The sequence below is a fragment of the Micromonospora alfalfae genome (genome assembly GCF_022230925.1).
GTDB classification, from domain to species: Bacteria; Actinomycetota; Actinomycetes; order Mycobacteriales; family Micromonosporaceae; genus Micromonospora; species Micromonospora alfalfae.
Genome location: NZ_JAKKFH010000022.1, coordinates 67,968 through 92,704, shown reverse-complemented (window position 1 = coordinate 92,704; position 24,737 = coordinate 67,968). Strand labels below are relative to the sequence as shown.

Here is a 24,737-nt window from a genome sequence, read left to right as displayed (position 1 = left end):
CCGCGCGTCGCGGCGGCGGTCGATCGCCGCCGCGAGACGCGGGGTGTGTGCCTGTTCAGACCTGGCGGCCGAGCCACTCCCGGTAGGCGGTGGGCGCGATGACGGCGTCGTCGCCTGCGATGAGGACATCGCCGGACATGGCGGCGAACATGCCGGCGGTGTTGTCGGTGGTGACGGTGCGCTGGTCACCGCGGGCGGCGAGCGTGATCCGCCCCAGCTCGTCGAGGGCGAAGACGTCGGGCCCGGCGACGTTGCGGATGCCCCGCAGCGGCGCGCCCATGCTGACCTCGGCGACGGCCTGCGCCACGTCGGCGGCGGCCATCGGCTGCACCGGCGTGCTGGGCAGGCGGACTGTGGTGTCGTCAGCCGTCCAGGACAGGATCGACTCGACGAACTCGAAGAACTGGGTGGCGCGGACGATCGAGTACGGAATCGGACCGGCCGTGAGGATCTCCTCCTGGAGGCTCTTGGCGCGGTAGTAGTCCAGGTCGGACACCTGGTCGACGCCGACGATGGAGAGGATCACCGCGTGGCCGACGCCGGCGTGAGCGGCGGCGGCCAGCAGGTTGTCCATGGTCGTCTGGAAGAAGGCGGGCGAGGCCTCGTCGAAGGTCGGCGAGTTCGTCAGGTTGACGACGACCTGGGCGCCTGCGAGCCCGTCGGACAGGCCCTGCCCGGTGAGCAGGTCCACCCCGGTGGACGGCGAGAGCGGCACCGCCTCGTGCCCCGCGGCCTTCAGGATCTTGACGACCTGCGACCCGATGAGGCCGGTCCCGCCCAGTACGGCGATCTTCATGCCTGTGCACCTTCCCGTGAGTGTGGTCCGACCGCTGAGGTTCAGCCGATACTCGGACATCTCTTGTCCGAGAACTATACTCGGACACAATGAGTCCGAGTAACGGGGTGACTAGGGTGACGTCATGAAGATGTCCGGCGGGGTCGAGTGGGCGCTGCACTGCTGCGTTGTGCTCACCGCCAGCCACACGCCCGTTCCGGCGGCCAAGCTCGCGGAACTGCACGACGTCTCCAGCAGCTACCTCGCCAAGCAGCTCCAGGCGCTCGCCCGCGCCGGCCTGATCCACTCGGTGCAGGGCAAGTCGGGCGGCTACGTACTGACCCGCGCGCCGGAGAGCATCACCCTGCTCGACGTGGTCCGGGCCGTCGACGGACCCGGCCCGACCTTCGTCTGCACCGAGATCCGCCAGCGCGGCCCGTTCGCGACGCCGGCCGACGCCTGCGCCACGCCGTGCCCGGTGGCCCGCGCCATGTGGGCGGCCGAGGACGCGTGGCGCCAGGCGCTCGCCGCGGTCACGATCGCCGATCTCGCCCGCGACGTCGACGCCACCTCCGGCCCCGAAGCCCTGGTCGGCATCCAGGCATGGCTGACCGGCGGGGCCAGCTGACACTGGCTGACCAGCCAAGCCGGTGGTGCGCTGTCAGCCGGTGTGGCGTACCTCGGTGTCCCAGATCTGGGCCCACGGACGCCGCAGCCCCCGGCACACGTGGATCGGGCCGCCGTTCTCGTCGTTCTCCACCTCGACCCGCTGGTCCACCCGCCCGGCGAGGGCGCACTGCTCGAACCAGGTGTTGAGCTGGTCGGGGCGCTCCCAGCCGACGGCGATGACCACGTCCGCGTCGGCGGGCGGCCGACCGAAGTCGACCATGCTGTTGTGCCCGGAGTACGCCCGCGGCAGACCACGGGCCGGCCCGTAGCGGGCCACAGCGCCGGCCTCGCCGTAGTTGCCGGTGAGAACGACCGCCCGCGAACGATCCTGCGGCGGCAGTCCCCGATGGACGGCGGCGAGGGAGTCGGCGAACTCCGGCCAACCGATCGTCTCGCCAGCGTCGTAGTTGACGTCGACCACGAAACCGGGCAACCGGTCGGCCGGCAGCACCGGCAGCAGCAGCACGACGTTGGGCAGCAGGAACGGCACCACGCCCAGCGTGAGCAGCCCCCGACGCCACCAGAGCGACCCGCGCGAGGCCCACGCCACGGCGACCAGCGCCCCGGCGGCGGTGAGGACCAGCAACAGTGGCGCGTCGTAGTAACCCTTGCCGCCGGCGATCAGCACGATGCCGACCACCACCAGCCAGGCCCAGCCCACCGCCCGGTAGGCGCGCCACGCCGGTCGACGTAGCAGCGCGACGAGGCCCGCGATCCAGATCGGTACGGCGTACGGGCTGATGATGACGAACTGGAGGGTCAGCGCGTCGAGCCGACCACTGTAGGAGCTGTCACCGTCGGAGATGGACGCGGCCACACCGAGCTGCGGAAAGCCGTGCGACGCCTGCCAGATCAAGTTCGGTGCGGCCAGCAGCACGGTGATCCCGGCGGCGGCGAGCACCCACCTGTCGCGCAGCAGCCGGCGTGGCCCGGCGACGAGCACCCCGGCGACCAGACCGACGGCCAGCAGCGCCGGCAGCAGCTTGCTGAGCATGCCCACACCGAGCGCCAGCCCGATGCCCAGAGCCCAGCGGCTGTCACCGGTGCGCAGCAACCGCACCGCACACCACGCCGCCACCAACCAGACCAGCAGGTCGACGGTGGTGGTGCTGAGCAGGTGACCACTGGCGAGCACGATCCCGGAGAGCGCGGCGAGCACCGCCGCGAAGAGCTGCCCGCCCCAGCCGGCGCCCAGCTCGCGGGAGATGGCGGCGACCAGCAGCACCGCGCCGCCGGCCAGCACCGCCGACGGGGTACGCAGCACCACCAGGTTGCCCGGGGCGATCGTGTCGAGCAGCCGGGCCAGCACCGGGACCAGGGGCCCCTGATCGACGTAGCCCCAGTCGAGGTGCCGACCGGCGAGCAGGAAGTACAGCTCGTCCCGGTGATAGCCGTAACGGCCCGCGAGCAGTAGCAGCGTCACGGTGGTGGCGGCGGCCACCAGCCATGGGCCACGGGTACGAACGCCGGGCTGCGGCGGTCGCCCCGACGGCGGCGACTGGGTCGGCCGCTCAGGTCGGTCGATATCGATCGCGGGCTCGCTCACCCGCTCATGATGACCCTCGCGGCGGCCGCGTGGGTGCCCCTACCAGCGTTCGGCACGGTCCCGAATGCAGGTGGTCGAGGCGGGTGCGAAGATCAGCTTTGTCACTCGGACCGAAAGGACGATATGCGCTATCGCACTCTGGGCAACACCGGCACCCTGGTGTCCACCCTGTGTCTGGGCACGATGACCTTCGGCGCGGAGACCGACGAGGCCGGCAGCTTCGCCCAACTGGACCGGTTCGTCGAGGCTGGCGGCACCTTCATCGACACCGCCGACGTCTACTCCACAGGTGTCTCCGAGGACATCATCGGGCGCTGGCTGCGCAGCCGACCCGACCTGCGTGACCGCCTGGTGATCGCCACCAAGGGGCGGTTCCCGATGGGCCCGGGGACCAACGACGCCGGCCTGTCCCGGGTGCACCTCACCCGCGCCCTGGACGCCAGCCTGCGCCGGCTCGGCGTAGACGCCATCGACCTGTACCAGGCGCACGCCTGGGATCCGCTGACCCCGCTGCCCGAGACGCTGCGGTTCTTCGACGACGCGGTCAGCGCCGGCAAGATCCGCTACGCGGGGGTCAGCAACTTCACCGGCTGGCAGTTGCAGAAGGCCGCCCTGCTCACCCAGCACCACAACCTCACCCCGATCGTGACCCTGCAACCCCAGTACAACCTGCTGGCCCGGGAGATCGAGTTCGAGTTGGTGCCGGTCTGCGAGAACGAGGGCATCGGCATCCTGCCCTGGTCACCGCTGGGCGGCGGGTGGCTGACCGGCAAGTACCAGCGCGACAGCACGCCCACCGGCGCGACCCGGCTCGGCGAGAACCCGCAGCGTGGCGTCGAGGCGTACGCGGGTCGCAACGCCGAGGAACGCACCTGGCGGGTGCTCGACGCGGTCCGCCAGATCGCCGGGGACCGCGAGGTGTCCATGTCGGCGGTGTCGCTGGCCTGGCTGGCGGCCCGGCCGGCGGTCACCTCGGTGATCCTCGGCGCGCGGACCACCGAGCAGCTCGACGACAACCTGACCGCCGCCGACCTGGTCCTCGACGCCGATCAGATGCGGCTGCTGGACGAGGCGAGCGCCCCGCTGGTGGGCGACTACCCGTACGGCGCGGCCGGGGTGCGCCAGCGCGCCCGTGACCTGCCGGCCGGGTCATGACCTCGTTCCCCAAGCCCACCGACCCGGCCGGCAGCCGCACCGAGGTCTTCCTGCGCTACCTGGACTACTTCCGCGAGTCCACCGTGGCCAAGGTGTCGGCGCTGGCCGAGCCGGAACTGCGGCGCAGCCGGCTGCCGTCCGGGTGGACGCCACTGGAACTGCTCACCCACCTGCGCCACGTCGAGCTGCGCTGGATCGAGTGGGGTTTCCAGGGCCGGGACGTCGCCGAGCCGTGGGGCGACCGCCGCGACGACCGCTGGTACGTCGCCCCCGACGAGACCCGCGCGGAACTCGTGGCGGCGCTGCGGGCGCAGGGCGCGCACACCACGGCCGTGGTGACGGCACACGACCTGGCCGAGGTCGGCGCGCCGGGCCCGCGGTGGAACGGCGCGGACCCGGCTTCGCTGGAGCGGGTGCTGTTCCACCTGGTGCAGGAGTACGCCCGCCACCTGGGCCACCTCGACGTGGTCGCCGAAATCGCGGGCGGCCCGACCGGCGAGTGAGACCGTCGGCTCGACGATGGTCTGATGTCGCTGCTCGGCGCTTCGTTCGTGAACGGGTGTGCGTGACTTCTGAGCCCGGGCCGAGCGGTTTGTCGGGCAGCGGCACCAGATCTTGGACAGTTTCCGTTACGTCCTAACGGAAACTGTCCAAGATCTGCACCGAGTAGCGGGACCGGTGTCGTCGTGCGGGCGGAGACAGTTGACGGTTGGACGGCCGCCAGCGGATGATCCAGCGATGTGTCGCTCGCGTCAGCGAGCCGGGACGCTGGATCTGACGGGCAACATGATCGCCGTCATGCGGTGGCTTCAGGAGAGCGGATTCCATGAAGTTTCTTCTCACGTCGTCGGGCATCTGCAACCCGAGCATCGCCGACGCGCTCGCCGACCTGCTGGGCAAGCCGATCGCCGAGGCCACGGCCCTGTTCATCCCCACCGCTGTCTACCCCTTCCCCGGCGGCGCCGGGAGAGCCTGGAAGGCGATCCACGGCCATGACTCGATCCCGCTGACGCAGCTCGGTTGGAAATCCCTGGGGATCTTGGAGCTCACCGCGCTGCCGACCATTCGAGAAGAGAACTGGGTCCCCGCGGTCCGGGAGGCCGATGCCCTCCTCGTCTGGGGCGGCGATGTGCTGTACCTGACCCACTGGCTGCGCCAGTCGGGCCTGGCTGACCTCCTGCCGTCGCTCAGTGACACGGTCTATGTGGGGGTCAGCGCCGGCAGCATCGCCGTCACCCCGTACAACTGCGACGCCGAATTCGACAGTCAGTTCGTCCCGGACGGCAGCGACATGGCGCAGGGCGCCGACCGGGCGCTGGGGCTGGTGGATTTCACGCTCTACCCCCACCTCAACCATCCGGACATGGAGGACACCGAGCTGTCCACCATCCAGAAGTGGGCGTCCGGAATCCCGGTCCCGACCTACGCCATCGACGACAACACCGCCATCACGGTGGTCGATGGCACCGTTGACGTCATCTCCGAAGGCGACTGGAAACTGATCAACCCCTGACCGGGGGTGGTCTCCGAACTCGCCGGCAGCCCGCCCGGAGAGTAAGGTCGCCGGCTCGATAATGGGCGAATGCCGCTGCTCGTCGCACCCGCCCTGCCCGCCGGTAGCCTCGCCGCCCAGGAGCAACCCCACCTTCCGGTACGCCCCGGCCTGGCGCTGCGGCCGTGGCGTGACCACGACGCTCCGGCCGTCCGGGCTGCCTTCGACTGTCCGGTGATCCAGCGATGGCACGTGCGCCGCATCGACAGCGACGACGAGGCGCGATCGTGGACAGCGCAGTGGGCCGGCCCTTGGCGCGACGAGAGCGCCGCCAGTTGGGCGGTCGTCGACGCCGACGACCGGCCCGTCGGTCAGGTGGGGTTGCGCGACGTGCTGCTGACCGAGGCGTCGGCGCAGGTGTCGTACTGGGTGGTGCCCGCCGCGCGCGGTCGGGGCATCGCCACCGGGGCGCTGCTCGCCATGACCCGGTGGGCCTTCACCAGCGGCGGGTTTCACCGGCTGGCGCTGGAGCACTCGACCGGCAACGCGGCGTCCTGCCGGGTGGCCGCGCGCACCGGGTTCACCGAGGAGGGCGTGGCGCGCGGGTCGGTGCGTCACGCCGACGGTTGGCACGACATGCACCGGCACGCGCGGTTGGTGACCTCGATGGCATCAGGAGCCGACCGGGACGGTGGTGGCGGTTTCCGTGGGTGTCGGTGACCCTGACCTCGGTGGCGGTCGCGGGCAGGAGCGCCGACCGTCAGTAGGGGCAGGTGCGCTTGTCGCGCACCATCTGCGCGTACTCGGCACCGGTGATGCGCAGCCGGTCGGTAGTGCTGCCGTCCTTGGCCCGACAGCCGTTGAGCGGGTTGAGGTAGATCGAGGCGTAGGCCGCGTCGTCCGCGCGCCCGGTCACCTCGAACGGCTTGTCGCCGGGCGCCGACACCACCATCGTCTGACGTCGTCCGTCGGCGAGGTAGTCCAGCTCCAGTCGCCATCGGCAGTGCTGCTTGGCGCTGAGGGCTCGTACCTGGATGACGTTCTTCTCCCCCCTGGGCAAGGTGATCTTGTTCGTGGCGAAGAACGGGGCACCGGCATCCTCGCCACCCGGATCCTCGATGAGCATCCGGGGATTCGCTTGATCCACGTGTGTCACCAGGACGAGCTTCTCGGAGGCGCCCTGGGATTCGTTGGGATCCCGGACCCCGGTGAGCGGGGGGCGGCAGGGTTCGACGAGGACGGGCCGGAGGTCGACGGCCTCCACTGCCTCGTCCCGGGTGCCGACGAGGGTGATCTCCCAGGTGCTCCGTCCGATGTCGACCGCGCCGGCCTCGACGGTCGGATCGGCCGGCCGGTCGGCGTCCAGACGAGCCAGGTCGGCGCCGGCGGGGTAGACGTAGTCGAGCGCACCCTCGTCCGGGTAGGGGACGTGCTTGACGTCCAGGACGACGAGTGGCCCCCGGCCGGCCAGCTCCTCGGCCAGCTCGTTCGCGGGCTTCCACTGGTTGAACATGCCGAGGAGAACGGCACCGAGCCAGGCGCCGACGGCACCGACCACGATCGTCAGCAGCCAGGTGACGGGGCGTTTCCACCAGGCGACGGGTGCCGGCGCGGGAGCCCTACGGCGACGCGGACGCTTGTTACGTGGACTCATGGACCGGAGTCTCCTGCATTTCGGTGGACGTACCAGTAGATGGGTCGGCGGACGTGTCGGTGTCGAGGAGCCGGCGGGCCAGCAGCACGGGCAGCGCCACGAGCCAACCCCACGCCGCGCCGAAGCGCAGTGCGGCGGTCAGTTGGAGGCCCAGGGACTCCCACGGCGCGCAGCCGGTCGGGGAGTCCGACACCGCGCAGTCGACCAGGACGTCGGACGTCGCGATCAGCGCGGACGCCGCGATCGTGGCACCCCAGCAGACGACGACGAGCCCGAGGCGATGCCCGGAGTTCGGCAGGCCGGCGAGCAGCGCCCAGAGCAGGAGCCAGAGCACCAACAGCAGGGCGACGGCGAGCACCGACCTGTGTATCCACTCGTCCATCGACAGGGAGTTCGGCTCGATCTCGTGAGTCAGTCGGTACTCCACGTCATCGTGTGCGCGTGGCGGCGGGGACAGGGCGGGGCGGTACAGGAACACCCTGAGCAGCGCCACGAATCCTCTCCCGGTGTAGCTGTCCCAGACCGCCTGGGTGCCGTTGACCAGCATGAGCACCAGCACCGGAAGGACACCGGACAGGGCAAGGTTCGCGCTGCGTCCCCGCACGTCGCCGATCAGCGGAACCCAGGCCGCCGGATCGGCGTCGTCAAGCGATTCCTGAACCTCGTCGTCGCCGTCGTCGGTGTCCTCGTGCAGGTCGCCCTCGTCGGTGTCCTCGTGCAGCTTGTCCAGCAGCAGTCTCGCCAGGCTGGTGCAACCCACAAGGGATGCGTTCATGCCCGCGAACAGGCAGCCGAAGAAGAGGGCGTCGGACGTCCAGCCCGTCAGCGTCAGGTGCGCGCTGGCGAGAAGCGTGGAGTGGTCCAGTGCCTCGTTGGCGTACCAGCCGGTGGGGGCGGAGTGGACACGGAACACCAAGGTGGCCCACCACAGCAGGTCCCCGACCGCCGTGGCGGTGAGGGCGGCGGCCGCGCCGGTCATCGCCGCGACGAAGGGATGCGTCCGTCGGGTGACCAGGCCGCAGGCCAGGTACGTCGAAACCCCGATCAGCAGGATCACGGCCCAACGGATCAGCGGCGTCACCGCGTCCATCATGGGAGCGGTCGTGGGGTCGAGGGGGGCGAAGAAGACGTACCCCTTCGCGACGAGGGTCGGGAAGTCAACGGCGGTCCGCGTGAAGGTGATCGGCCCCGTCATCGAGCGAACCTTGAGGGTGACGCTCAGGTAGATCAGGGTGGCGGCCACCGCGGCGAGCACGGCCACGGCGATCCTGAACGGGCGGCTCATCTGGCCGGCCTCATCCCGGGGCGGGTCGTCACGCCGTCAGTCTCCCGCATCGCGCTGCCTCGCACAGACCCGTGCGTGCCCCGCTCGGCGGTGGCTGAGGCCGGGTCAGCGGATTTCCGCCCAGCCGACGAAACGCGGCGTCAGGTCGGGCAGCGTGACGTCCGGGTTGAGCTTGGTGAGATCGGCGGTGGCTTCCTCCTGGACCTTCGCCAGGTGGATCAACAGGCCCGGTCGGTCCTCGCGATACTCGCCGAGCAGGCGTAGCTTCGCGGCCGAGCACGGCCAGAGGATGCCGCAGACCGGGCAGCGCCAGGACGGCCGCAGCGGCGTGTGCTTCGGTCGCTCGTGCATCAGCCGACCCCCACTGTCACGCAGCGCCGGGCCGGTGTGGACGGATCGGCGTGGACCTGCACACCGTGGCGCATCACGAACAGCTCGCGCCGTGCGACCGCTTCGCCTTTCCTGCTCAGCTCGTACGCGTCGAGCCAGAGCCAACCGTCGTAGGTGTACCGGTCGGGCAGTTCGCGGATGACCCGCACGACGATCGGTTTGCTGAATTGGACGCTCGCGGCGGTGGTCAACAGGACCACGTCGCCGGCTCTGAGAGCACTCCGTACCTCGTTTCGCACAGCTTCTCCTTCTCGTCGCAGCACCGTCTACACCGCACTTTGCCGGGGGTTGCTGGACAAACACACAGCGTTACGTAACCTCTTCATCGCAGCGGATTTGTTCCAGGGGAGGGACGGCATGAACCACGCCTTTGTCGCAGCGCTGGCCGCGGCGGGTCACACCGCCGAGAGCCTGGCCGGTCAGCTCGGCGTGCACCCGAAGACCGTCGCCAGGTGGGCGAACCCGGGGCACATTCCCCAGAGCCGACACCGTGCGACAGTGGCGGGGCTGCTGGCAAAGGACGCCGACGCGCTGTGGCCGGACGTGGTCCGTCGCCGCGAGCCGGTGTGGTTCCGGCCGTGGGTCGACCTGGAACGCGAGGCAGTGACGCTGCGATCGTTCCAACTCGCCTGGGTGCCGGGGCTGCTGCAGACCGAGGCGTACGCCCGGGCGACCCTGGCCGGTGGGGTGCTGACACCGGAGGCGGTCGCCGAGTTCGCCGAGGCGCGCATCCACCGGCAGGCGATCCTCGGCCGCAGCGGCGGACCGCTGCTGATCGCCGTGCTCGACGAGGGGGTGCTGCGGCGGCGCGTCGGCGACGACCGCGCGTTGATGGCGGCGCAACTGGCGCGCCTGCTCACGCACGCCGAGACGGGCACCATCCAGCTCCACATCGTTCCGGCGGACGCGCCCAGCTATCCGGGGCTCGACGGACCGTTCACCATCGCCGACATGCCGGACGGGACGCGGGTCGCGCACGTCGACAGCGCGGCACGGGCGCAGATCCTCGACCAAACGTCGGATCTTGTTAGCCTGGAGCGGCGGTGGGAACGTATTCGCGGCGAGGCCCTGCCCCGAGGGCGTTCGTTGGAACTTCTCAGAGAAGCGGCAGCATCATGGACATGACCGGTGCGCAGTGGCGGAAGAGCACGAAGAGCGGCGGCAACGGCGGTGACTGTGTCGAGGTTGCCGACAACCTTCCGGGCGTGGTCCTGGTTCGCGACACGAAGGACCGCGACGGCGGCACGCTGACCTTCAGCCCGCAGTCGTGGCGTGGCTTCGTCGCGATGACCCGCGACGCCGGCTGACCGACCGCATCGCACGGAGGCTCTCGGCCCATGCCGCGAGGCTTCGTCGTGGGTGGGCGGGACGTCGGCCGTCGCGCACCGACGATCGATGGGATCAACGAACAACGGTGGGTTCGGCCGGTTGCGGTTGCGGGGTCGCCGGCCAGGTGAGTCGGCGTACGCCGGGAACGAGCGCGGTGCCGGCGCAGGAGGCGAGGACCAGCAGGCCCGCGACGGCCAGCGGGACGGGTGCGCCGAACGCGTCGGCGGCCAACGGCGCCAGCGCGTAGCCCAGCGGCATGGCGCCCAGCGACACCAGCCAGTCGTACGAGGTCACCCGGGCCAGCACCTCTGGCGGGAAGTGGTGCTGCACGACGGTCTCCCACACCGGGTTGAGGTAGCCGAGGGCGGTCAGCGCCACCGCGTAGGCGACGATCACCGCGGGGGCGGGCGCGGCGACGGCGAGCAGGAACAGTGGCGCGGCGTAGCAGGCCAGCCCGAGGTTGGCCAGCAGCACCGGCCGGTGCAGCCGGACCCGCCCGGCCAGCAGCGAGCCGGTGAGCATCCCGATCGCGCCGGCCTGCAACAGCAGCACCCAGGTCGTCTCGCCACCCAGGCGGTCGATGGCGACGGCTGGCCCGAGGGTCATCAGCACGGCGGCGGCGCCGTTCCACACACCGTGCCCGAGCAGGCTGGTCCAGAACCAGTCGCGGGCGCGTACCTCGCCGAAGCCGTGCCGCAGGTCGGCGAGGACCGAACGGCGGGGCACCGGCACGTGGCGGACCCGCACCAGCGCGAGGAGCGCGGCGCTGAGTGCGAACGACGCGCCGTCCAGGATGAACGCCCAGCCGGGTCCGGCGGCCCAGATCAGCGCGCCGGCCAGGGCCGGGCCGGCGAGGCGGCTGGTGTTGGCGGTGATTCCCATCAGGGCGTTGGCCCGCTGCCTGTTCGCCGGTTCGACGGTGCCGGCGACCAGCGGAGACGCGGTCGGGATGGCGAACGCCGAGGCGGTGCCGCCGAGCGCGGACGCCACCACCACTGTGGTCAGTGACGGGTCGCCGCCGAGCAGCTCCACGCCGACCGCGAGCTGCGTGGCGCAGCGGACCAGGTCGGCCAGGAGGGCGACCCGGCGGGCGTCGAACCGGTCGGCCACCACCCCGCCGAACGGCAACAGGACCAGCCGGGGAATGACCGCCGCGGCGAGGACGACGGCCAGCGCGCCGGTGGAGCCGGTGGCTCGCAGCACTGCCAGTGCCAACGCGGCGGGCACCACCGCGTCGCCGAGGGCCGAGATGGTGCGACCCAGGAACAGCAGCCGGAAGGAGTGGTCGCGCAGTGGATGAGCCATTGCCACAACATACTTCGACATCAAATATTTCGGCAATGAATATTTCGACGCTGAGGTAAGCTGGCACGGTGACCACCACTCCGGACGCCGTCGACCGGCACATTGAGCGCTGGCTGCCCGTGGTGCCCGACCTCGACGCGGACATAGAGGGGGCGGTGACCAGAATGATCCGACTGACCCGGCACCTGCGGGCCGTCAAGGAGCGCGTCCTGGTCGACCTCGACCTGCCGGCCCACGAGTACGACACCCTGCACGCCCTGGCCGGCCGCGGTGGCCGGGCCGCGCCCTCGGACCTCGCCGCGGACCTCACGATGGCCCCCGCCTCGATCACCGCGCGGGTGGACTCGCTGCTGCGGCGGGGCTTCGTTCACCGGATTCCGTCGACGGTCGACCGGCGACGCGTCGACGTGGAGCTCACCGAGGCGGGTCAGGCCGCGTGGCGCGGAGCGATGGAGGTCCAGGGCGCCGAGGAGCATCGCCTGCTCGGCGCGCTCACCGCTACCGAACGGCGACACCTCTCCGACCTGCTGCGCCGGGTGCTGCTCGTCGCCGAAAAGCCACAGAGCACGCCGCAGACCGACTGAGCGAGGCCGAAATCGCCTGGCGGCCCGCGTACCGCTGATGCAAGGGTGACCGGCGTGACTGCGCATGTGCTGGCCGGGGCCCTGGCCGACGACGGACGGCGACGGATCTTCGCGGCGATCGTGCTGGGTGCGACAACCGCGACCGAGGTCGCCGAGCGGACCGGCCTGCCGGCGCGGGTGGTGCTCACCGGGGTCCGCCGGCTCACCGACGTGGGCCTCGTCACCGGCGCGGACGGCACGCTCGCGGCCGACGAGGCGTCGCTGCGGGCCACCGCGCGCGACGGCGGCCCGGCCGACGACGCCGAACCCGGCGTCGACCCGGTGCTGCGGACCTTCCTGCGCGCGGGCGTCCTGGTGAGTCTTCCGGCGCAGCGCGGTCGACGGCGGGTCCTGCTGGCGCACATCGCCGAGCAGTCGTTCGAGCCGGGCACCCGCTATCCGGAGCGGGCCGTCGACGACGCGCTCAAGCCGTGGTGCGCCGCAGGCGGGTCGGATCACGCGACGCTGCGCCGGTATCTGATCGACGAGCAGTTGCTGACCCGCGAGCACGGCATCTACCAGCGGCTATGAATGTCCGCCGCGCGAACGGTCCGGTTGCGGAAGATCTTGCTAGCCTCGGCGCATGACCTCCTGCACGCCCTCCGATGGCCCGCCGGACCTGTTGTTCCTGCTCTCCTGGGCGAGTCACGCGTTGCAGACCGAGCACGCCGCCGGGCTGGCCGAGCTGGGCATCTCGCCGCGGGCGCACTACGTGCTGGCGCAGGCCCACACCGGTGAGCTGACCCAGCGGGAGATCGGCGAGCGGTGCGGTGTGGACAAGACCACGATGGTGGTGACGCTCGACCAGTTGGAGCGGGCCGGGTTGGCCGAGCGCCGTCCGGTGCCGACGGACCGACGGGCCCGGATGGTCGCTGTGACGCCGGCGGGGGAGCAGGTGCTGCGGCAGGCGCAGCAGGTGGTCCGGCGCATCCAGGACGACCTGCTGGCAACCCTGCCCGAGCAGGACCGGGAGGTGTTCCTGCGGGCTCTCCTCGGGCTGGTCAGCGGACCACTGGCCAACACCTCCCCGTACGCGCCGGGAGCCCGCTCCGGCTGTTAGTTCCAACAAAGATAGTTCCGAACAAGACTATCTGTTACGGTCGTACTCGTTCGCTTCCCCTGAACGAGGAGCCGTCATGAGCGCTGCCACCGTCACGACCCCCACCCCCTCGCCACTGCGCCGCCGCGCCCTCGGCGTCGCCGCCGCCGTCGTGGCCCCCCTGGCCGTCTGGGCGATCGGCGCGCTGGCCGGAGTCGACTACACGGTCGAGAGCCCGGGCCAGCCCGCCACTGTGATCGGGGCTGGCGCGATCGCCATGATCGCCCTGGGAGCCGCCCTGCTCGGCTGGGCGGCGCTGGCGTTGCTGGAACGGTTCGCCAGTCGGGTCGCGCGACCGGTCTGGATCTCGCTGGCGATCGTCGTGACGGTGCTGTCCTTCGTCCCCGTGCTCAGCGTCGAGGCCACCGGCGGCGCCAAGCTCGCCCTCGGCGCGACGCACGTGGCAGTGGCGGTCGCGTTGATCGCCCTGCTGCCCCGCCCCCGCCGGTAAGCGTCGCGACATCGCCAACGCCCGTCCGGCGGCACCCGGGACCGGCGAGCCGTCGACACCGGACGCGTGACCGGATAAAGCCGTTGACCGGGCGGTGATGATCAACAGGTGACCATCACCGCCCGGCCCACCTGGACGACCAACACCAGCCGGCCCGACCACCCCGACGCCCTGCTGCTGCTGCGCGAGTACATGACCGAGATGGTGGTTCGCTACCACCGTCGCCCAGCCCTGCCCGGCGAGGTCGACGCGGCGCTGGTCGAGTTACCCAGCGACGACCTGACCGCGCCGAGCGGGCTGCTCCTGCTCACCCACCACGGCACCGAACTGGCCGGCTGCGCCGGGCTGCGCTGGCAACCCGGCTGGGCCGAGCTGACCCGGGTGTTCATCCGCTCCGAGCACCGTGGCGCCGGTGGGGGCGCCGCGCTGCTGGCCGCCGTAGAGGAGCAGGCCCGCGCGGCCGGGGCGGGCCGGATCCGGCTCGACACCCGCCACGACCTGGTCGAGGCTCGCGCCCTGTACGCCCGGCACGGCTACGCCGAGATCCCGGCGTACTCGCGAGGCCCCTACGCCGACCACTGGTTCGAGAAGCAGTTGACGTCGGCGCATGGACGCGCTAAATAAGAAGTAGAAGTTGAGTCACCAAGGCTCAACTCATCACCTTCGGCCAGGAGAACCGAGGAGGCATGACGATGTTGATGCGTACCGACCCGTTCCGCGAGATCGACCGGCTCACCGAGCAGTTCTTCGGAACGGTGGCCCGTCCCGCGACGATGCACCTGGACGCCTACCGCGACGGCGACCACTTCTACGCGGCGTTCGACCTGCCCGGCGTCGATCCGGACACCATCGACTGCACCGTCGAGCGCAACGTGCTCACCGTCCGCGCCGAGCGTCGCCGGCCCGCCGGCGACGGCGTCGAACTGGTCGCCGCCGAGCGCCCGATGGGCACCTTCACCCGGCGGCTGTTCCTCGGCGACACGCTCGACACCGACAAGCTGGAGGCCGGCTACGAGAACGGGGTGCTGACGCTGCGCATCCCGGTCGCCGAGCGGGCCAAGCCCCGCCGGGTGACCGTCCAGGCCAACGGCGGCTCCCGCCGAGAGATCAACGCCTGATCCGACACGGTGACGGGTGGGACCGGCGCGCCTGCACGCCGATCCCACCCGAGGCTGAGAGCCTTTTTCACATGGTGTTCTCCGACGCTCCGGTGCTCGCCCGCCCGTCCGCGCCACCGGCGCTGCCGAGCGGGCCGGTCGAGGTCACCGAGGCGTGGCTGCGCAACCGGCGGCTGTCCGAGCACACCCGCGACGCCTACCGGCGTGACGTCACCGGCTGGCTGCGCTGGTGCGCCAGTCACGACCTCGACCCGCTGCGGGCGACGTTCCTGCACGTCAACGAGTACGCCCGAGCGTTGGAGAGCAGCGTCGGCGCGCGCAGTGGCCGCCCCCTGACCCCGGCGACAGTCGCGCGCCGGCTCTCGGCGCTGTCCAGTTGGTACGACTTCCTGGTCAAACTGGGGGCAGTGCCGGCCAACCCGGTCTCCGGCGCGGACCGCCCCCGCGTCGACCGGGACCACTCCGCCACCGTCGGGCTCACCCCCGAGGAGGTGGACGCCCTACTCGGCGCGGCCGACGCGGACACCGGCGCGACCGCCGTACGTAACCGGGCGGCGCTCGCGCTCCTCGCCGACCTGGGTCTGCGGGTCGGCGAGCTGATCTCGCTGGACCTGACCGACCTCGGCACCGAACGCGGTCACCGCAGCGTGCGCTTCATCGGCAAGGGCGGCAAACAACGCCGCCGCGCCCTCACCCCCGGCACCGGGCACGCCCTGGACGCCTACCTGGCCCAGCGGGCCGCCGCCACCGGCGTGCCGGTGCCGCAGCTCACCGGCCCGCTGCTGGTCACCGCCAGCGGTGCCCGGCTGGACCGGCACTCGGTGTTCCGGATGGTCCGTCGGCTCGCCCGCGCCGCCGGCATCCCGGCCTGGGCGAAGCTGTCCCCGCACTCGCTGCGGCACGCCTTCGCCACCACGGCCCGCTCGGAGGGCGTGCCGTTGGAGGACGTGCAGGACGCCATGGGGCACGCCGACCCGCGCACCACCCGCCGCTACGACCGCGACCGGCACAACCTGGACCGAGACCCTGCCTACGCGGTGTGGGCGGCCCGGTCGCGCCGTCGCGGCTGAGCAGCCCGGGCGGCACTGCCGAGGCCGAGCGGCCCGGGGCGGCACCGTCGCGGCCGAGCGGCCCGGGGCGGCGTCAGCTCTGTGGGCGGGGGCAGATGCAGAACGGCTGCCCGATCGGGTCGAGAAGCACCACCCACCGCTCGCCGCCGGGCTGGAAGGCCGGCTTCGACGCCCCAGCGGCGACGAACTTCTCCTCCGCCGCCGCCAGGTCGTCGACGTAAAGGTCCAGGTGGTAGCGCTTGTCGCCGGTCTGGTCGGGCCAGGAGGGTGGTCGGTAACCCTCGACCAGCCCGAAGCCGATGGAGACGCCACCGGAGCTGATCATCGCGTACTCCGGTTGGCTGTGGGTGACCTCCCAGCCGAGCGCCTCGTGATAGAACGCGGCGTGGCCGGCGGGATCGGAACTGTCGAGGTTGACCATCGCGAGGTCGGCAGAAGCTGTCACGCCGGCAGTATGCCGCCGGGGCCCGACAACTCCGGCCCGTGACACTCGTCGGGGGCTGGTGTCGGGCCCCCGCCCTACGGTCGACGGATGAGACACGGTCTGGAGATTTCCTGCGGCGGGGCGTCGGTCGCGGTGTCCACCCTGGTCGAGCTGGGCGAGCTGGCTGAGCGCGCCGGGTGGGACGGCGTGTTCCTGGAGGACTATCTGATCCACTATTCCGGCGACGAGCCGTTCACCTACGACCCGTGGCTGGTCCTCGCCGCGATCGCCGGGCGCACCGACCGGGTGCGACTGGGCACCACTGTCACCGCGCTGCCCCGGCGTCGCCCGGCGAAGTTGGCGCGGGAGGTCCTCACTCTCGACCATCTCAGCGCGGGCCGGGCCACAGTGGCGGTCGGTGTCGGCGACCCCGGCGACCGGGGCCTGGCCGCCTTCGGCGAGCAGACCGAGGTGTCCGTGCGGGCCGCGATGCTCGACGAGGGTCTCGACCTGCTGACCGGGCTGCTCAGCGGTGGGCGGGTCAGCCACCAGGGCACCCACTACCGCGCCGACGGGGTGTCGCTGCGGCCCGCGCCGGTGCAGTCGCCGCGGGTGCCCGTCTGGGTCGGCGGGAGCACCCAGGCCGGGGCGGTGCGCCGGAGGGCCGCCCGCGCCGACGGCATCGTGCCGTACAAGCTCACCGACACCGACGGGTGGTCCGACTTCACCCCCGACGAGGTACACGACCTGGCGGACGCCCTGCCACCGACGCGCGCCGACGGTCAGCCGTTCGACGTGGCGGTCGGCGGCCGGCGGCGCCGTTCCGACGAGCGCACCGAACGGGCCTACCTCGCTGAGCTGGCCGCCGCCGGCGCCACCTGGTGGCTGGAGTTCGTCCCGGCCGGCGACCCGGCGACGATGCGCGCAGCCGTTGCCCGAGGCCCCCTGCGCTGACCACGGGGGTCAGCTCGCGCCGGCCGGTCAGCAGAGCAGGTCGAGGTGGTGGTGGGCGTCCTCGGCGATCTCCTCGTGCCGCAGCCAGCGGCGCGCCCACAGCCGGGCGGCCAACTCCGCCTGCTCGTCGCCCCACGCGGCGTGCTCGACGAGCACCGCGGTGGTCAACGCGTACGCCAGGCGCAACGCCAGACCGCGGGCGCCCGCGAGCACCGCCGACGCACCCGGGTCCACTGTCACCGCTGTGATGGTCTCCTGCAACTGCGCGACGGCGGTGGCCAGGGTGTCGGCCAGCACCGGCGACAGCGGCCGAGCCAGGTCGACGGCGGCGGTCAGCCGGCTCAGCAGCGGCGCACCGGCGTCCTCCCGGGTCAGCGCGCGCAGCACGTCCAGGGCCAGCACATTGGTGGTGCCCTCCCAGATCGGCAGCACCTGGGCGTCGCGCAGCAGCCGGGGCACGCCGGTGTCCTCCACGTAGCCGGCACCGCCGAAGCTCTCCACGTACTCGCTGGCGGAGCTGACGGCGAGCCGGCCGGTGGCCAGTTTCGCCAACGGCGCCACGATGCGCAGCTCGGCCGCGGCCTCCGGGTCGGCGCCGACCTCGACCCGGCCGAGCAGGGCGAAGGCGTGCCCAGCGAGAGCGAACGCGCCCGCCGCGTCGACAGCGAGGGTGCCCAGTGTGGCCCGGTGCAGGGGCGAGGACACCAGCGGGCCGCCGGCGACGTGCCGCACCTCGGCGTACGCGCGGGCGTAGGCGAGACCCCGTCGCATCCCACCGGCCGCCGCCGCGGCGTTGTGCACCCGGGTCACCACGACCAGGGTCATCGCCCGGACCAGACCGGGCACCGCAGGGTCACCCAGTGGAAGGGCGTACGCGTCGCGCAGGCCGATCTCGGCGGTGGGGAGCGCCCGGGTGCCGAGCTTGTCCTTGAGCCGGTGCACTGTGACACCCGGTGCGGGTGCGCCCGGTGCCGCGCCGTCGCCCAGCGGCGAGTCGACCGCGTACCGGGGAACGAGAAACGGAGCGAGCACCCGGCTGCCCCGCCCGGCGCCCTCCGGCCGGGCCAGCGCCACCGCCATCGCCGCGTCGGCGGCGGAGCAGAACCACTTTTCCCCGGTCAGCCGCCACGAACCGTCCGCCGCGGGTCGGCCGAGCGTGCTGGAGCGGCCCAGATCGGAACCGCCCTGCGCCTCGGTCATCCACTGCCCGCTGGTGATCGCCGTGGCCGGGTCCGTGGAGATCAGCCGGGGCAGCCACGCGTCGCGGACCGTGGCGTCGACGTCGGGCATGCTGAGCAGCGCCGCAGCCCCGTCGGCCATCGCCACCGGGCAGGAGAACGTCGCCGACTCCGGCCCGTACAGGTGCAGCAGGGCGTGCTGCACGACCCGCGCGGCGGCACCCCAGGTGCCCCGGGCGTCCGGCAGGTAGGGCAACGCCACCACGGCGTGGCGGGCGGCGGCGGCGCGTTGCGTCTGCCAACCGGCTGAGGTGTCGATGCGGTCGATGCGGGCACCCCACGCGTCGTAGCGGACCAGCGTCGGCGGGTGCGCCTCCGCGTCGGCGTGCGCCGCGCGCAGCGGCCCGGTGACGTCGGCGGCCAGGTCCGCGAGACGGCCCTTCGCGGCGGCGTGCCCGCCCGGGCCGAGGTGACGCTCCAGCCAGGACCGCAGCAGGCCATCGCTGGCGTACGGGTCGACGGGGGGTGGTACCGGCTGCACGAAGCGGCTCATCGATCGGCTCCTGGCACTGCTCGGGGGTGTGCGCCGACGGTAGACGATGCGGAGCCGCCGCGAACAGGGCACACCCGCCCATCGGGCACACCCAGTTTCCGGCTTGTCGCCCGTCGGCGTGAGCGTCTTCTCTACGGTCGGTAGTCGTGGGTGCGGGCCAGTCGTGGAGCCGACCGGCCCGGCGTCACCGCCCGATGCGCACCGGGTTGGCGTTCGCCGGGTTCGGCGTGGCGCTGTGCTGCGTGGGGGTGGCCGGGTTGGGGGCCTGGAACCTGCAGACCGTTCGGCAGGCCGCCGGCCCGATCCGGGAGACCGCCGACGGTTTCCTCAGCGAGGTGGCCCTCGGTGACAGCGACCGGGCGTACGAGCGGCTCTGCGAGGACGCGCGCAGCCGCTGGAGCGCGATCGGCTTCACCAGTTGGGTGCGGACACCACCGATGGTCACCGACTACGAGATCACCGACGTGTCGGTCGCCACCCGCAGCGGACGACCGCACGGCACGGTGACGGTGAAGCTGACCCGCGACGGCGGGCTCAGCGAGGAACGTCGCCTGCCGGTGGTCCGTGAGGACGGGAACTGGCGGGTCTGCGGTGACCCCTTCTAGACCCCCGGTCGCCGCCCCGCTACGCCCGCAACTGCTGCGACCACGGGAGGGGGTGCAGCCGACCACCTCGACCGAACTCTTCTTCGACCTGGTCTTCATCTTCACCATCACCCAGTTGTCGCACTACCTGATCGCGCACCCGGACTGGCGGGGCGCGGGTCGTACCGGGCTGTTGCTGGCGCTGGTCTGGCTCGTCTGGGTCTACACCACCTGGCTGACCAACTGGCTGCAACCGGACCAGGGACCGGTGCGGACGATGCTGATCGGGGTGGGGCTGGCCAGCCTGCTGTTGTCGGCGGCGATCCCGCAGGCGTTCGGCTCGACCGGTCTGCTCTTCGCGCTGGTCTACGTGATCGTGCAGGTGGGTCGCACCCTGTTCTCGTTGTGGGCGGTGCAGGGCAGCCCGTGGTTGGTGGCCGGATTTCAGCAGTCGCTGCCGTGGATCACGGGGACGTCGGTGCTCGTGGTCCTCGGTGGCCTGGTCGGCGGGGCCGCCCGGGACGCGGTGTGGGCGGCGGTGATCGTGATCGAGGTGGTCGGCCTCTCGATCGGCTATCCGCTGCCGCGACGGGGACGCAGCCGACCCGAGCGGTGGATGGTGGAGGGCGGGCACCTGGCCGAACGGTGCGCGGCGTTCGTCCTGATCGCGCTGGGGGAGTCGATCCTGGTCACCGGCAGCACCCTCACGTCGCACGTGGACCTGGTGACGTCCGGGGCGTTCCTGCTGGCGTTCGGCGGTTCGGTGGCGCTGTGGTGGGTGTATTTCGCCCGCTCAGCCCCGGCTGCCACGGAGGTCATCGCCGGGGCCGGGGAGCGCACCGGCGGGTTGAGCCGAGTCGCGTTCAACTTCCTGCACCCGGTGATCGTCGCCGGTGTCGTCGTCACGTCAGCGGCCGACGAGCGGTTGCTGCGGGAGCCCGGCGCATCGGCGACCACTGTCGACGTACTGCTCACCCTGGGTGGTCCCGCGCTGTTCCTGGCCGGGCACGCCGCGTACAAGGCGCTGCTGTGGCGGACCCTGCCGATCAGCCGGGTCACGGCGGTGGTGGTCCTGCTGGCGCTGATGCCGGTCGGTGTGGTGCTGGAGGCACCCGTCGCGGTGTGCGCCGCGGTGGCGTTGGCGGTGACGGTCGCCGTGATCCTGACCGACCGGTTCCGGGTGCGAGCCGCCGCACGGCAACAGTCCTGACCATACGGCCGCGTCGGGTCGGTTCTAGGACAACGGCACAGTAGGTGGGCCGGCGGATGGTTAGCGTGGGTCACCGGCCCTCCGGGTGACCTTCCGCAGTGCTCGGACGAGCGGAGGCGACCCGATGACGACCGCGCAACAGACCTGGCCACAGCGATGGTTGGTGCTTGTCGCCGCCGCCGGCTACGGCAAGACCACCGCCCTGGAGACGATCGGCGGCGACGGACCGACAACCTGCCACCGGGCGACCGACCTGATCGGGGCGGCGTCACACGCCAGCCCGCCGCCCCTGGAACGGGTCGCGGTGGACGAGGTGTCCGCGCTCACCGCTGACGACCAACTCGCCCTGGTTCGCCTGTTGACCGCGCTGCCGGGTCAGCCGGCGGTGACACTGGCCGCCCGGCAACCGCTCACCGCCGCGGCGTTGAGCGCCTGTGCCGTACCCGTTGTCGAGCGTGGGCCGGAAACGCTCGCCCTCAGCCGGGACGCGGTCGCCCGGATCCTGCGCGACGAGCACGCGGTGCCCGACAGCGACCTGGCCTACCTGGTGTACGAACTGACCGCCGGCTGGCCAGCGTGGGTGCACCTCGCCGGCGACGCCCTCGGCCGACAGGGCGTCGGCCGGCGGGAACTGCTCGCCGCCCTCACCGAGCCCGGCACCGCGGGCGGGCACTTCGCCCGCGACGAGGTCCTCGCCGACCTGCCCGCGCCGGTGGCGCGTCTGCTCGGTCGCGTCCACGACCTCGACCCGATCAGCGCGCCGCTGTGTGCGGCCGTCGACGGTCACGCCGTCGCCGAGGGCACCGCGGAGGCGCTGCGCTGGGCGACCCGTACCGGACTGTTGGTCGCCCACCCCCGCCGGCGCCCCGGTCGCACGCCGCCGACGTTGCACCTGGTCCGGGTGCTCGCCGAGGTGTTGGCGCAACAACCGGGCCGGCCCGAGGCCGCAGAACGCCGTCGGCGGAACGACGCCGCCGACTGGTACCTCGCCAACGCGTACCCGCTGGCGGCGGCCCGAGCCCTGCACGACGCGGGGGACACCGCCCGGTGTGCCGACCTGATCGCACGCCACGGCGGGGAAATGCTCGCCGCCGGCGGGGCGCCGGACGTCACCGACCTGGTAAGCGCGTTACCGCAGGCCGACCAGAGCCCCGACATCCGACTGATCCACGGTGAGGCGCTGCGAATGTCCGGGTCGGTGACCCAGGCGGCACGGGTCTTCGCCCCGCTGCTGGCGCAGGCGGACCGCGACCGTCGCTGGCCGGCACGGTTGCTCTGGCGGGCGGCGATGGTGCCGTACCTGCGTGCCGACTATGGCGGCGCCCTGGCCGTGCTCGACCTGGTCGGTACACAGGCGCCGGCCACCCCGCCCGGCCCCGACGACGTGCTGGTGCTGGCCTGGCGCGCCAGCACCCTCGCTCAGCTCGGCCAGGTCGAGGACGCCATCACCACCGGGACCCGGGCGCTCGCCGTGGCGCAGCAACTCACCGAGGACGCCCCGCTGGCGGCGGCGCACATCGCGGCGGCACTGACCTCGTCCGGCACCCGCCGCGACGGGCACCTCGCCGAGGCCCTGGCGGCGGCGGAACGCGCGGGCGACCTGGTCCAGCAGGCGCGGGTCCTGGTCAACCAGGCGCACTGCCTGCTGCGGGAGGCCCGTTACCCGTCGGCGCTGGCCACCGCCGTGCGGGCCGTCCGCGCGGCGGAACTCGCCGGCCCGCCGGGTGTGCTGGTGACCGCGCTGCACAACGCCGGTGAGGCGCTGCTGCGGCTGGGGCGCTACGACGAGGCGACGCTGCACTTCAGCCGGTCCACCTCGGTCTCACAACGGTTGGGACTGCGCAGGGCGGCGGCCGGTGTCTACGGGATAGCCGAGGTCGCTCGCCGTCTCGGCCGACGGGAGGAGGCGTTGGCGGCCTTCAGCGAGGCGGCGGAGCTGGCCCGCGACGTGGGAGACCTGCAGGTGCTCATTCCGGCGCTTGTCGGCCTGGCTCGGCTGCGGTGCGAGGGCGGGGGCGCCGACCTCACGCCCGCCCGCGCCGCCGCCGACGAGGCGTATCGTCTCGCGCCGGCGTACCTGCTCTCGTCCGCGCTTGTCGCGACGGGCTGGGTGGCGTACGCCGGGGGTGATCTGCGGGTGGCCCGGCGGCGGGCGGCCGAGGCAGTCGGCGCGGCCCGGGCCGGGCGTCAGTCCGACGCGTTGGCGGAGGCCCTGGAACTCACCGCCGCGGTCGCCGCCGAGCCGGAGGCGAGTCGCGCCGCGTTGCTGGAGGCCGCAGAGATCTGGCAGGCGGCGGGCGCGGGTCCGGCCGCCGAGCAGATCACCGTCCTGCTCGGCCGCGTCCCAGGTGCCGACGGCGCGCAGCGGTCGGCGGCGCAGGTGGCCGCCGACCGGTTGGTGGCGCTCGGGGTCGAGACGGTCGACGGACGGCAGTTGTCCGAGACCTCCGCCGGCAGCGGTGCCGTCGAGGTGCGGGTGCTCGGCCGGTTCGAGGTCGTCGTCGACGGGCAGGAGGTCCCGCTGCCGGCGTGGCGGTCCCGGCAGGCCCGTACGCTGCTGAAGATCCTCGTCGCCCGGCGTGGCCGTGCCATGGGGCGGGCGGAACTGTGTGAGCTGTTGTGGCCCGACGACGAGCCGAGGCGCACCGCGCACCGCCTGTCGGTGCTGCTGTCCGCCGTGCGTGCCGTACTCGACCCGACCCGCCGGTGGCCCGCCGACCGGTACGTCCGCGCCGACCTGACCGGCGTACGCGTCGACCTGACCCGGGTGGTCGTCGACGCGGAGAGCCTCCTCGCCGACGTCCCCCGGGCCGAGCGCGTCGCCCGCGACGGTGACCCGGCGCGGGCCCGTGAGCTGCTCGCCGAGGTCGACGCCGCCTATCGGGGGGATGCCTTCGCAGACGAGCCGTACGAGGACTGGGCCGACGGACTGCGGGAACAGACCCGCTCGGTGTGGTTGCGGGCCCTGCGCGAACTCGCCCGCCTGTATCGGCGCGACGGTGCCGCCGACCGGGCCGCCACCACCCTGGTCCGGCTGCTCGACGCCGACTCCTACGACGAGTGGGCGCACCGCGCGCTGGTCGGGACGCTCGTCGGCGCCGGCCGGCACGGTGAGGCCCGCCGGGCGTTCGACAGGTGGTCCGGGGCGATGCGCGGGATCGACGCACCGCCCCCGGATCCGGGTGTGCTGCGCGGACGGGCAGGTCAGCAGCTGTAGAGGTTCTCGTTGCCCGCGCCGGTGTCCACGTACGAGTAGAAGATCGCGCTCGGGTCGGCCTCGTCGTCCTCCGCGCAGGTGTCCACGCCGGGCCCCCCGTCGAGGGAGTCGCCGTCGGAGACAACACCCCAGACGGTGACGCCGGCCACCCCGATCAGCAGGTCCGCGCCGTTGGAGCCGGAGAGGTAGTCGTCGCCGTCGAGCCCGGCCAGCACATCGTCGCCGGCCCCGCCGACGATGATGTCCCCGCAGCCGTTGCCGAAGATGATGTCGTCACCGCCGCCGCCGTGGATCGTGTCGACGCCACCGCCGCCGTAGATGGTGTCGTTGCCGCCGAGCCCGTAGATCTCGTCGGGTCCGCCGCTGCCGTAGAGGACGTCGTCGCCGTCGGTGCCCATGATCGGGTCGCCGTCGCTGCTGGCGCACGGGTTCGCGTCCGGATCGGCGTGCGCCGCGACGCCACCGACGCCGACTAGAGCACCGCTGAGCAGGAGGGCAGCCAGAATTGCCGCCACTCGGGTACGCATGATGGAACCTCCTGTTCGTGGGCCCCGTCCGGAGCCCGGCGACGCCACGATGACGTCGCGCGCACTGTCGCAGCCGCACGTCATCGTGGCGTCAGTACGACGCGCTGCTGATGCCCTCCTGACGACCGT

The 24,737-nt window shown here is 72.3% G+C and carries 28 protein-coding genes; 18 read left to right on the top strand and 10 right to left on the bottom strand.

The features are described 5' to 3' along the window. Positions 1 to 55: 55 nt before the first annotated feature. Positions 56 to 796, bottom strand: coding sequence for an SDR family oxidoreductase (locus MED01_RS18675; RefSeq protein ID WP_238669842.1), 741 nt, complete (start codon positions 794 to 796; stop codon positions 56 to 58). 124 nt (positions 797 to 920) lie between these two features. Here MED01_RS18675 and MED01_RS18670 point away from each other — a divergent pair, with 124 nt between their 5' ends. Then, positions 921 to 1,403 carry an RrF2 family transcriptional regulator gene (locus MED01_RS18670; RefSeq protein ID WP_238669841.1) on the top strand — a complete coding sequence of 161 codons (483 nt, stop codon included), beginning with the start codon at positions 921 to 923 and terminating at the stop codon, positions 1,401 to 1,403. A 33-nt stretch (positions 1,404 to 1,436) separates the two neighbouring features. Here MED01_RS18670 and MED01_RS18665 read toward each other — a convergent pair whose 3' ends face one another. Then, on the bottom strand, positions 1,437 to 2,990 hold the full coding sequence (locus tag MED01_RS18665; RefSeq protein WP_238669840.1) for an ArnT family glycosyltransferase: 1,554 nt from the start codon (positions 2,988 to 2,990) through the stop codon (positions 1,437 to 1,439). A gap of 123 nt (positions 2,991 to 3,113) precedes the next feature. On the opposite strand from MED01_RS18665, the gene MED01_RS18660 reads away from it, so the two are divergent. The 4 genes from MED01_RS18660 to MED01_RS18645 all read left to right on the top strand — a co-directional run bounded on the left by MED01_RS18660 (position 3,114) and on the right by MED01_RS18645 (position 6,357). Continuing rightward, the gene (locus tag MED01_RS18660) at positions 3,114 to 4,145 is read left to right on the top strand and encodes an aldo/keto reductase (RefSeq protein ID WP_238669839.1); all 1,032 of its coding nucleotides are present in this window, start codon (positions 3,114 to 3,116) and stop codon (positions 4,143 to 4,145) included. Further along, entirely contained in the window at positions 4,142 to 4,648 is a 507-nt protein-coding gene (locus MED01_RS18655) for a DinB family protein (RefSeq protein ID WP_238669838.1), read from the top strand. Before MED01_RS18660 ends, MED01_RS18655 begins: the two co-directional genes overlap by 4 nt. A gap of 323 nt (positions 4,649 to 4,971) precedes the next feature. Further along, positions 4,972 to 5,658: a Type 1 glutamine amidotransferase-like domain-containing protein gene (locus MED01_RS18650; RefSeq protein ID WP_238669837.1), complete on the top strand. Its 687-nt coding sequence runs from the start codon at positions 4,972 to 4,974 to the stop codon at positions 5,656 to 5,658. Between the two features lie 69 nt (positions 5,659 to 5,727). After that, entirely contained in the window at positions 5,728 to 6,357 is a 630-nt protein-coding gene (locus MED01_RS18645) for a GNAT family N-acetyltransferase (RefSeq protein ID WP_238669836.1), read from the top strand. A 40-nt stretch (positions 6,358 to 6,397) separates the two neighbouring features. Here the strand turns inward: MED01_RS18645 and MED01_RS18640 are convergent, their stop codons facing one another. The 4 genes from MED01_RS18640 to MED01_RS18625 form a co-directional block, all read right to left on the bottom strand. Next, entirely contained in the window at positions 6,398 to 7,291 is an 894-nt protein-coding gene (locus MED01_RS18640) for a GlsB/YeaQ/YmgE family stress response membrane protein (protein WP_238669835.1), read from the bottom strand. After that, positions 7,278 to 8,576 carry a hypothetical protein gene (locus MED01_RS18635; RefSeq protein WP_238669834.1) on the bottom strand — a complete coding sequence of 433 codons (1,299 nt, stop codon included), beginning with the start codon at positions 8,574 to 8,576 and terminating at the stop codon, positions 7,278 to 7,280. Before MED01_RS18635 ends, MED01_RS18640 begins: the two co-directional genes overlap by 14 nt. A 105-nt stretch (positions 8,577 to 8,681) precedes the next feature. After that, positions 8,682 to 8,927 carry a flavin reductase gene (locus MED01_RS18630; protein ID WP_238669833.1) on the bottom strand — a complete coding sequence of 82 codons (246 nt, stop codon included), beginning with the start codon at positions 8,925 to 8,927 and terminating at the stop codon, positions 8,682 to 8,684. Further along, entirely contained in the window at positions 8,927 to 9,205 is a 279-nt protein-coding gene (locus MED01_RS18625; protein ID WP_238669832.1) for a hypothetical protein, read from the bottom strand. Before MED01_RS18625 ends, MED01_RS18630 begins: the two co-directional genes overlap by 1 nt. A 118-nt stretch (positions 9,206 to 9,323) precedes the next feature. Between MED01_RS18625 and MED01_RS18620 the strand changes: the two genes are divergently transcribed. Then, positions 9,324 to 10,091, top strand: a complete 768-nt coding sequence (locus tag MED01_RS18620; protein ID WP_238669831.1) for a DUF5753 domain-containing protein — start codon at positions 9,324 to 9,326, stop codon at positions 10,089 to 10,091. Next, positions 10,082 to 10,273, top strand: coding sequence for a DUF397 domain-containing protein (locus MED01_RS18615; protein ID WP_238669830.1), 192 nt, complete (start codon positions 10,082 to 10,084; stop codon positions 10,271 to 10,273). Before MED01_RS18620 ends, MED01_RS18615 begins: the two co-directional genes overlap by 10 nt. A 94-nt stretch (positions 10,274 to 10,367) precedes the next feature. Here MED01_RS18615 and MED01_RS18610 read toward each other — a convergent pair whose 3' ends face one another. Next, the gene (locus MED01_RS18610; RefSeq protein ID WP_238669829.1) at positions 10,368 to 11,600 is read right to left on the bottom strand and encodes an MFS transporter; all 1,233 of its coding nucleotides are present in this window, start codon (positions 11,598 to 11,600) and stop codon (positions 10,368 to 10,370) included. Between the two features lie 68 nt (positions 11,601 to 11,668). Here MED01_RS18610 and MED01_RS18605 point away from each other — a divergent pair, with 68 nt between their 5' ends. From MED01_RS18605 to MED01_RS18575, 7 genes are all read left to right on the top strand, one after another. Then, positions 11,669 to 12,184 carry a MarR family winged helix-turn-helix transcriptional regulator gene (locus tag MED01_RS18605; protein ID WP_238669828.1) on the top strand — a complete coding sequence of 172 codons (516 nt, stop codon included), beginning with the start codon at positions 11,669 to 11,671 and terminating at the stop codon, positions 12,182 to 12,184. Positions 12,185 to 12,238: 54 nt separating this feature from the next. Continuing rightward, the gene (locus tag MED01_RS18600; protein ID WP_238669827.1) at positions 12,239 to 12,754 is read left to right on the top strand and encodes a DUF2087 domain-containing protein; all 516 of its coding nucleotides are present in this window, start codon (positions 12,239 to 12,241) and stop codon (positions 12,752 to 12,754) included. A 52-nt stretch (positions 12,755 to 12,806) separates the two neighbouring features. Next, positions 12,807 to 13,283: a MarR family winged helix-turn-helix transcriptional regulator gene (locus MED01_RS18595; RefSeq protein WP_238669826.1), complete on the top strand. Its 477-nt coding sequence runs from the start codon at positions 12,807 to 12,809 to the stop codon at positions 13,281 to 13,283. A 76-nt stretch (positions 13,284 to 13,359) separates the two neighbouring features. After that, positions 13,360 to 13,773: a DUF6069 family protein gene (locus tag MED01_RS18590; RefSeq protein WP_238669825.1), complete on the top strand. Its 414-nt coding sequence runs from the start codon at positions 13,360 to 13,362 to the stop codon at positions 13,771 to 13,773. Positions 13,774 to 13,881: 108 nt separating this feature from the next. After that, a complete protein-coding gene (locus MED01_RS18585; RefSeq protein WP_238669824.1) occupies positions 13,882 to 14,397 on the top strand; it encodes a GNAT family N-acetyltransferase in 516 nt (171 codons plus the stop codon). A 68-nt stretch (positions 14,398 to 14,465) separates the two neighbouring features. Then, complete coding sequence (locus MED01_RS18580; RefSeq protein ID WP_238669874.1) at positions 14,466 to 14,891, top strand: Hsp20/alpha crystallin family protein; 426 nt, start codon at positions 14,466 to 14,468, stop codon at positions 14,889 to 14,891. Positions 14,892 to 14,962: 71 nt separating this feature from the next. Further along, positions 14,963 to 15,961, top strand: coding sequence for a tyrosine-type recombinase/integrase (locus tag MED01_RS18575; protein WP_238669823.1), 999 nt, complete (start codon positions 14,963 to 14,965; stop codon positions 15,959 to 15,961). Positions 15,962 to 16,034: 73 nt separating this feature from the next. Here MED01_RS18575 and MED01_RS18570 read toward each other — a convergent pair whose 3' ends face one another. Continuing rightward, complete coding sequence (locus tag MED01_RS18570; protein WP_145788419.1) at positions 16,035 to 16,406, bottom strand: VOC family protein; 372 nt, start codon at positions 16,404 to 16,406, stop codon at positions 16,035 to 16,037. Between the two features lie 87 nt (positions 16,407 to 16,493). Between MED01_RS18570 and MED01_RS18565 the strand changes: the two genes are divergently transcribed. Further along, the gene (locus MED01_RS18565; protein ID WP_238669822.1) at positions 16,494 to 17,339 is read left to right on the top strand and encodes an LLM class flavin-dependent oxidoreductase; all 846 of its coding nucleotides are present in this window, start codon (positions 16,494 to 16,496) and stop codon (positions 17,337 to 17,339) included. Between the two features lie 27 nt (positions 17,340 to 17,366). On the opposite strand, the gene MED01_RS18560 is transcribed toward MED01_RS18565, so the two are convergent. Further along, positions 17,367 to 19,070, bottom strand: a complete 1,704-nt coding sequence (locus tag MED01_RS18560; protein ID WP_238669821.1) for an acyl-CoA dehydrogenase family protein — start codon at positions 19,068 to 19,070, stop codon at positions 17,367 to 17,369. A 146-nt stretch (positions 19,071 to 19,216) separates the two neighbouring features. Here MED01_RS18560 and MED01_RS18555 point away from each other — a divergent pair, with 146 nt between their 5' ends. From MED01_RS18555 to MED01_RS18545, 3 genes are all read left to right on the top strand, one after another. Then, a complete protein-coding gene (locus MED01_RS18555) occupies positions 19,217 to 19,675 on the top strand; it encodes an Rv0361 family membrane protein (RefSeq protein WP_372493676.1) in 459 nt (152 codons plus the stop codon). Further along, the gene (locus MED01_RS18550) at positions 19,662 to 20,864 is read left to right on the top strand and encodes a low temperature requirement protein A (RefSeq protein WP_238669820.1); all 1,203 of its coding nucleotides are present in this window, start codon (positions 19,662 to 19,664) and stop codon (positions 20,862 to 20,864) included. Before MED01_RS18555 ends, MED01_RS18550 begins: the two co-directional genes overlap by 14 nt. Before the next feature lie 124 nt (positions 20,865 to 20,988). Further along, positions 20,989 to 24,081 (top strand): ATP-binding protein, encoded by a 3,093-nt coding sequence (locus MED01_RS18545; RefSeq protein WP_238669819.1) that lies wholly within the window; start codon positions 20,989 to 20,991, stop codon positions 24,079 to 24,081. On the opposite strand, the gene MED01_RS18540 is transcribed toward MED01_RS18545, so the two are convergent. Next, complete coding sequence (locus tag MED01_RS18540) at positions 24,069 to 24,608, bottom strand: calcium-binding protein (RefSeq protein ID WP_238669818.1); 540 nt, start codon at positions 24,606 to 24,608, stop codon at positions 24,069 to 24,071. The two genes, MED01_RS18545 and MED01_RS18540, sit on opposite strands and share 13 nt — an antisense overlap. Positions 24,609 to 24,737: the final 129 nt, after the last annotated feature.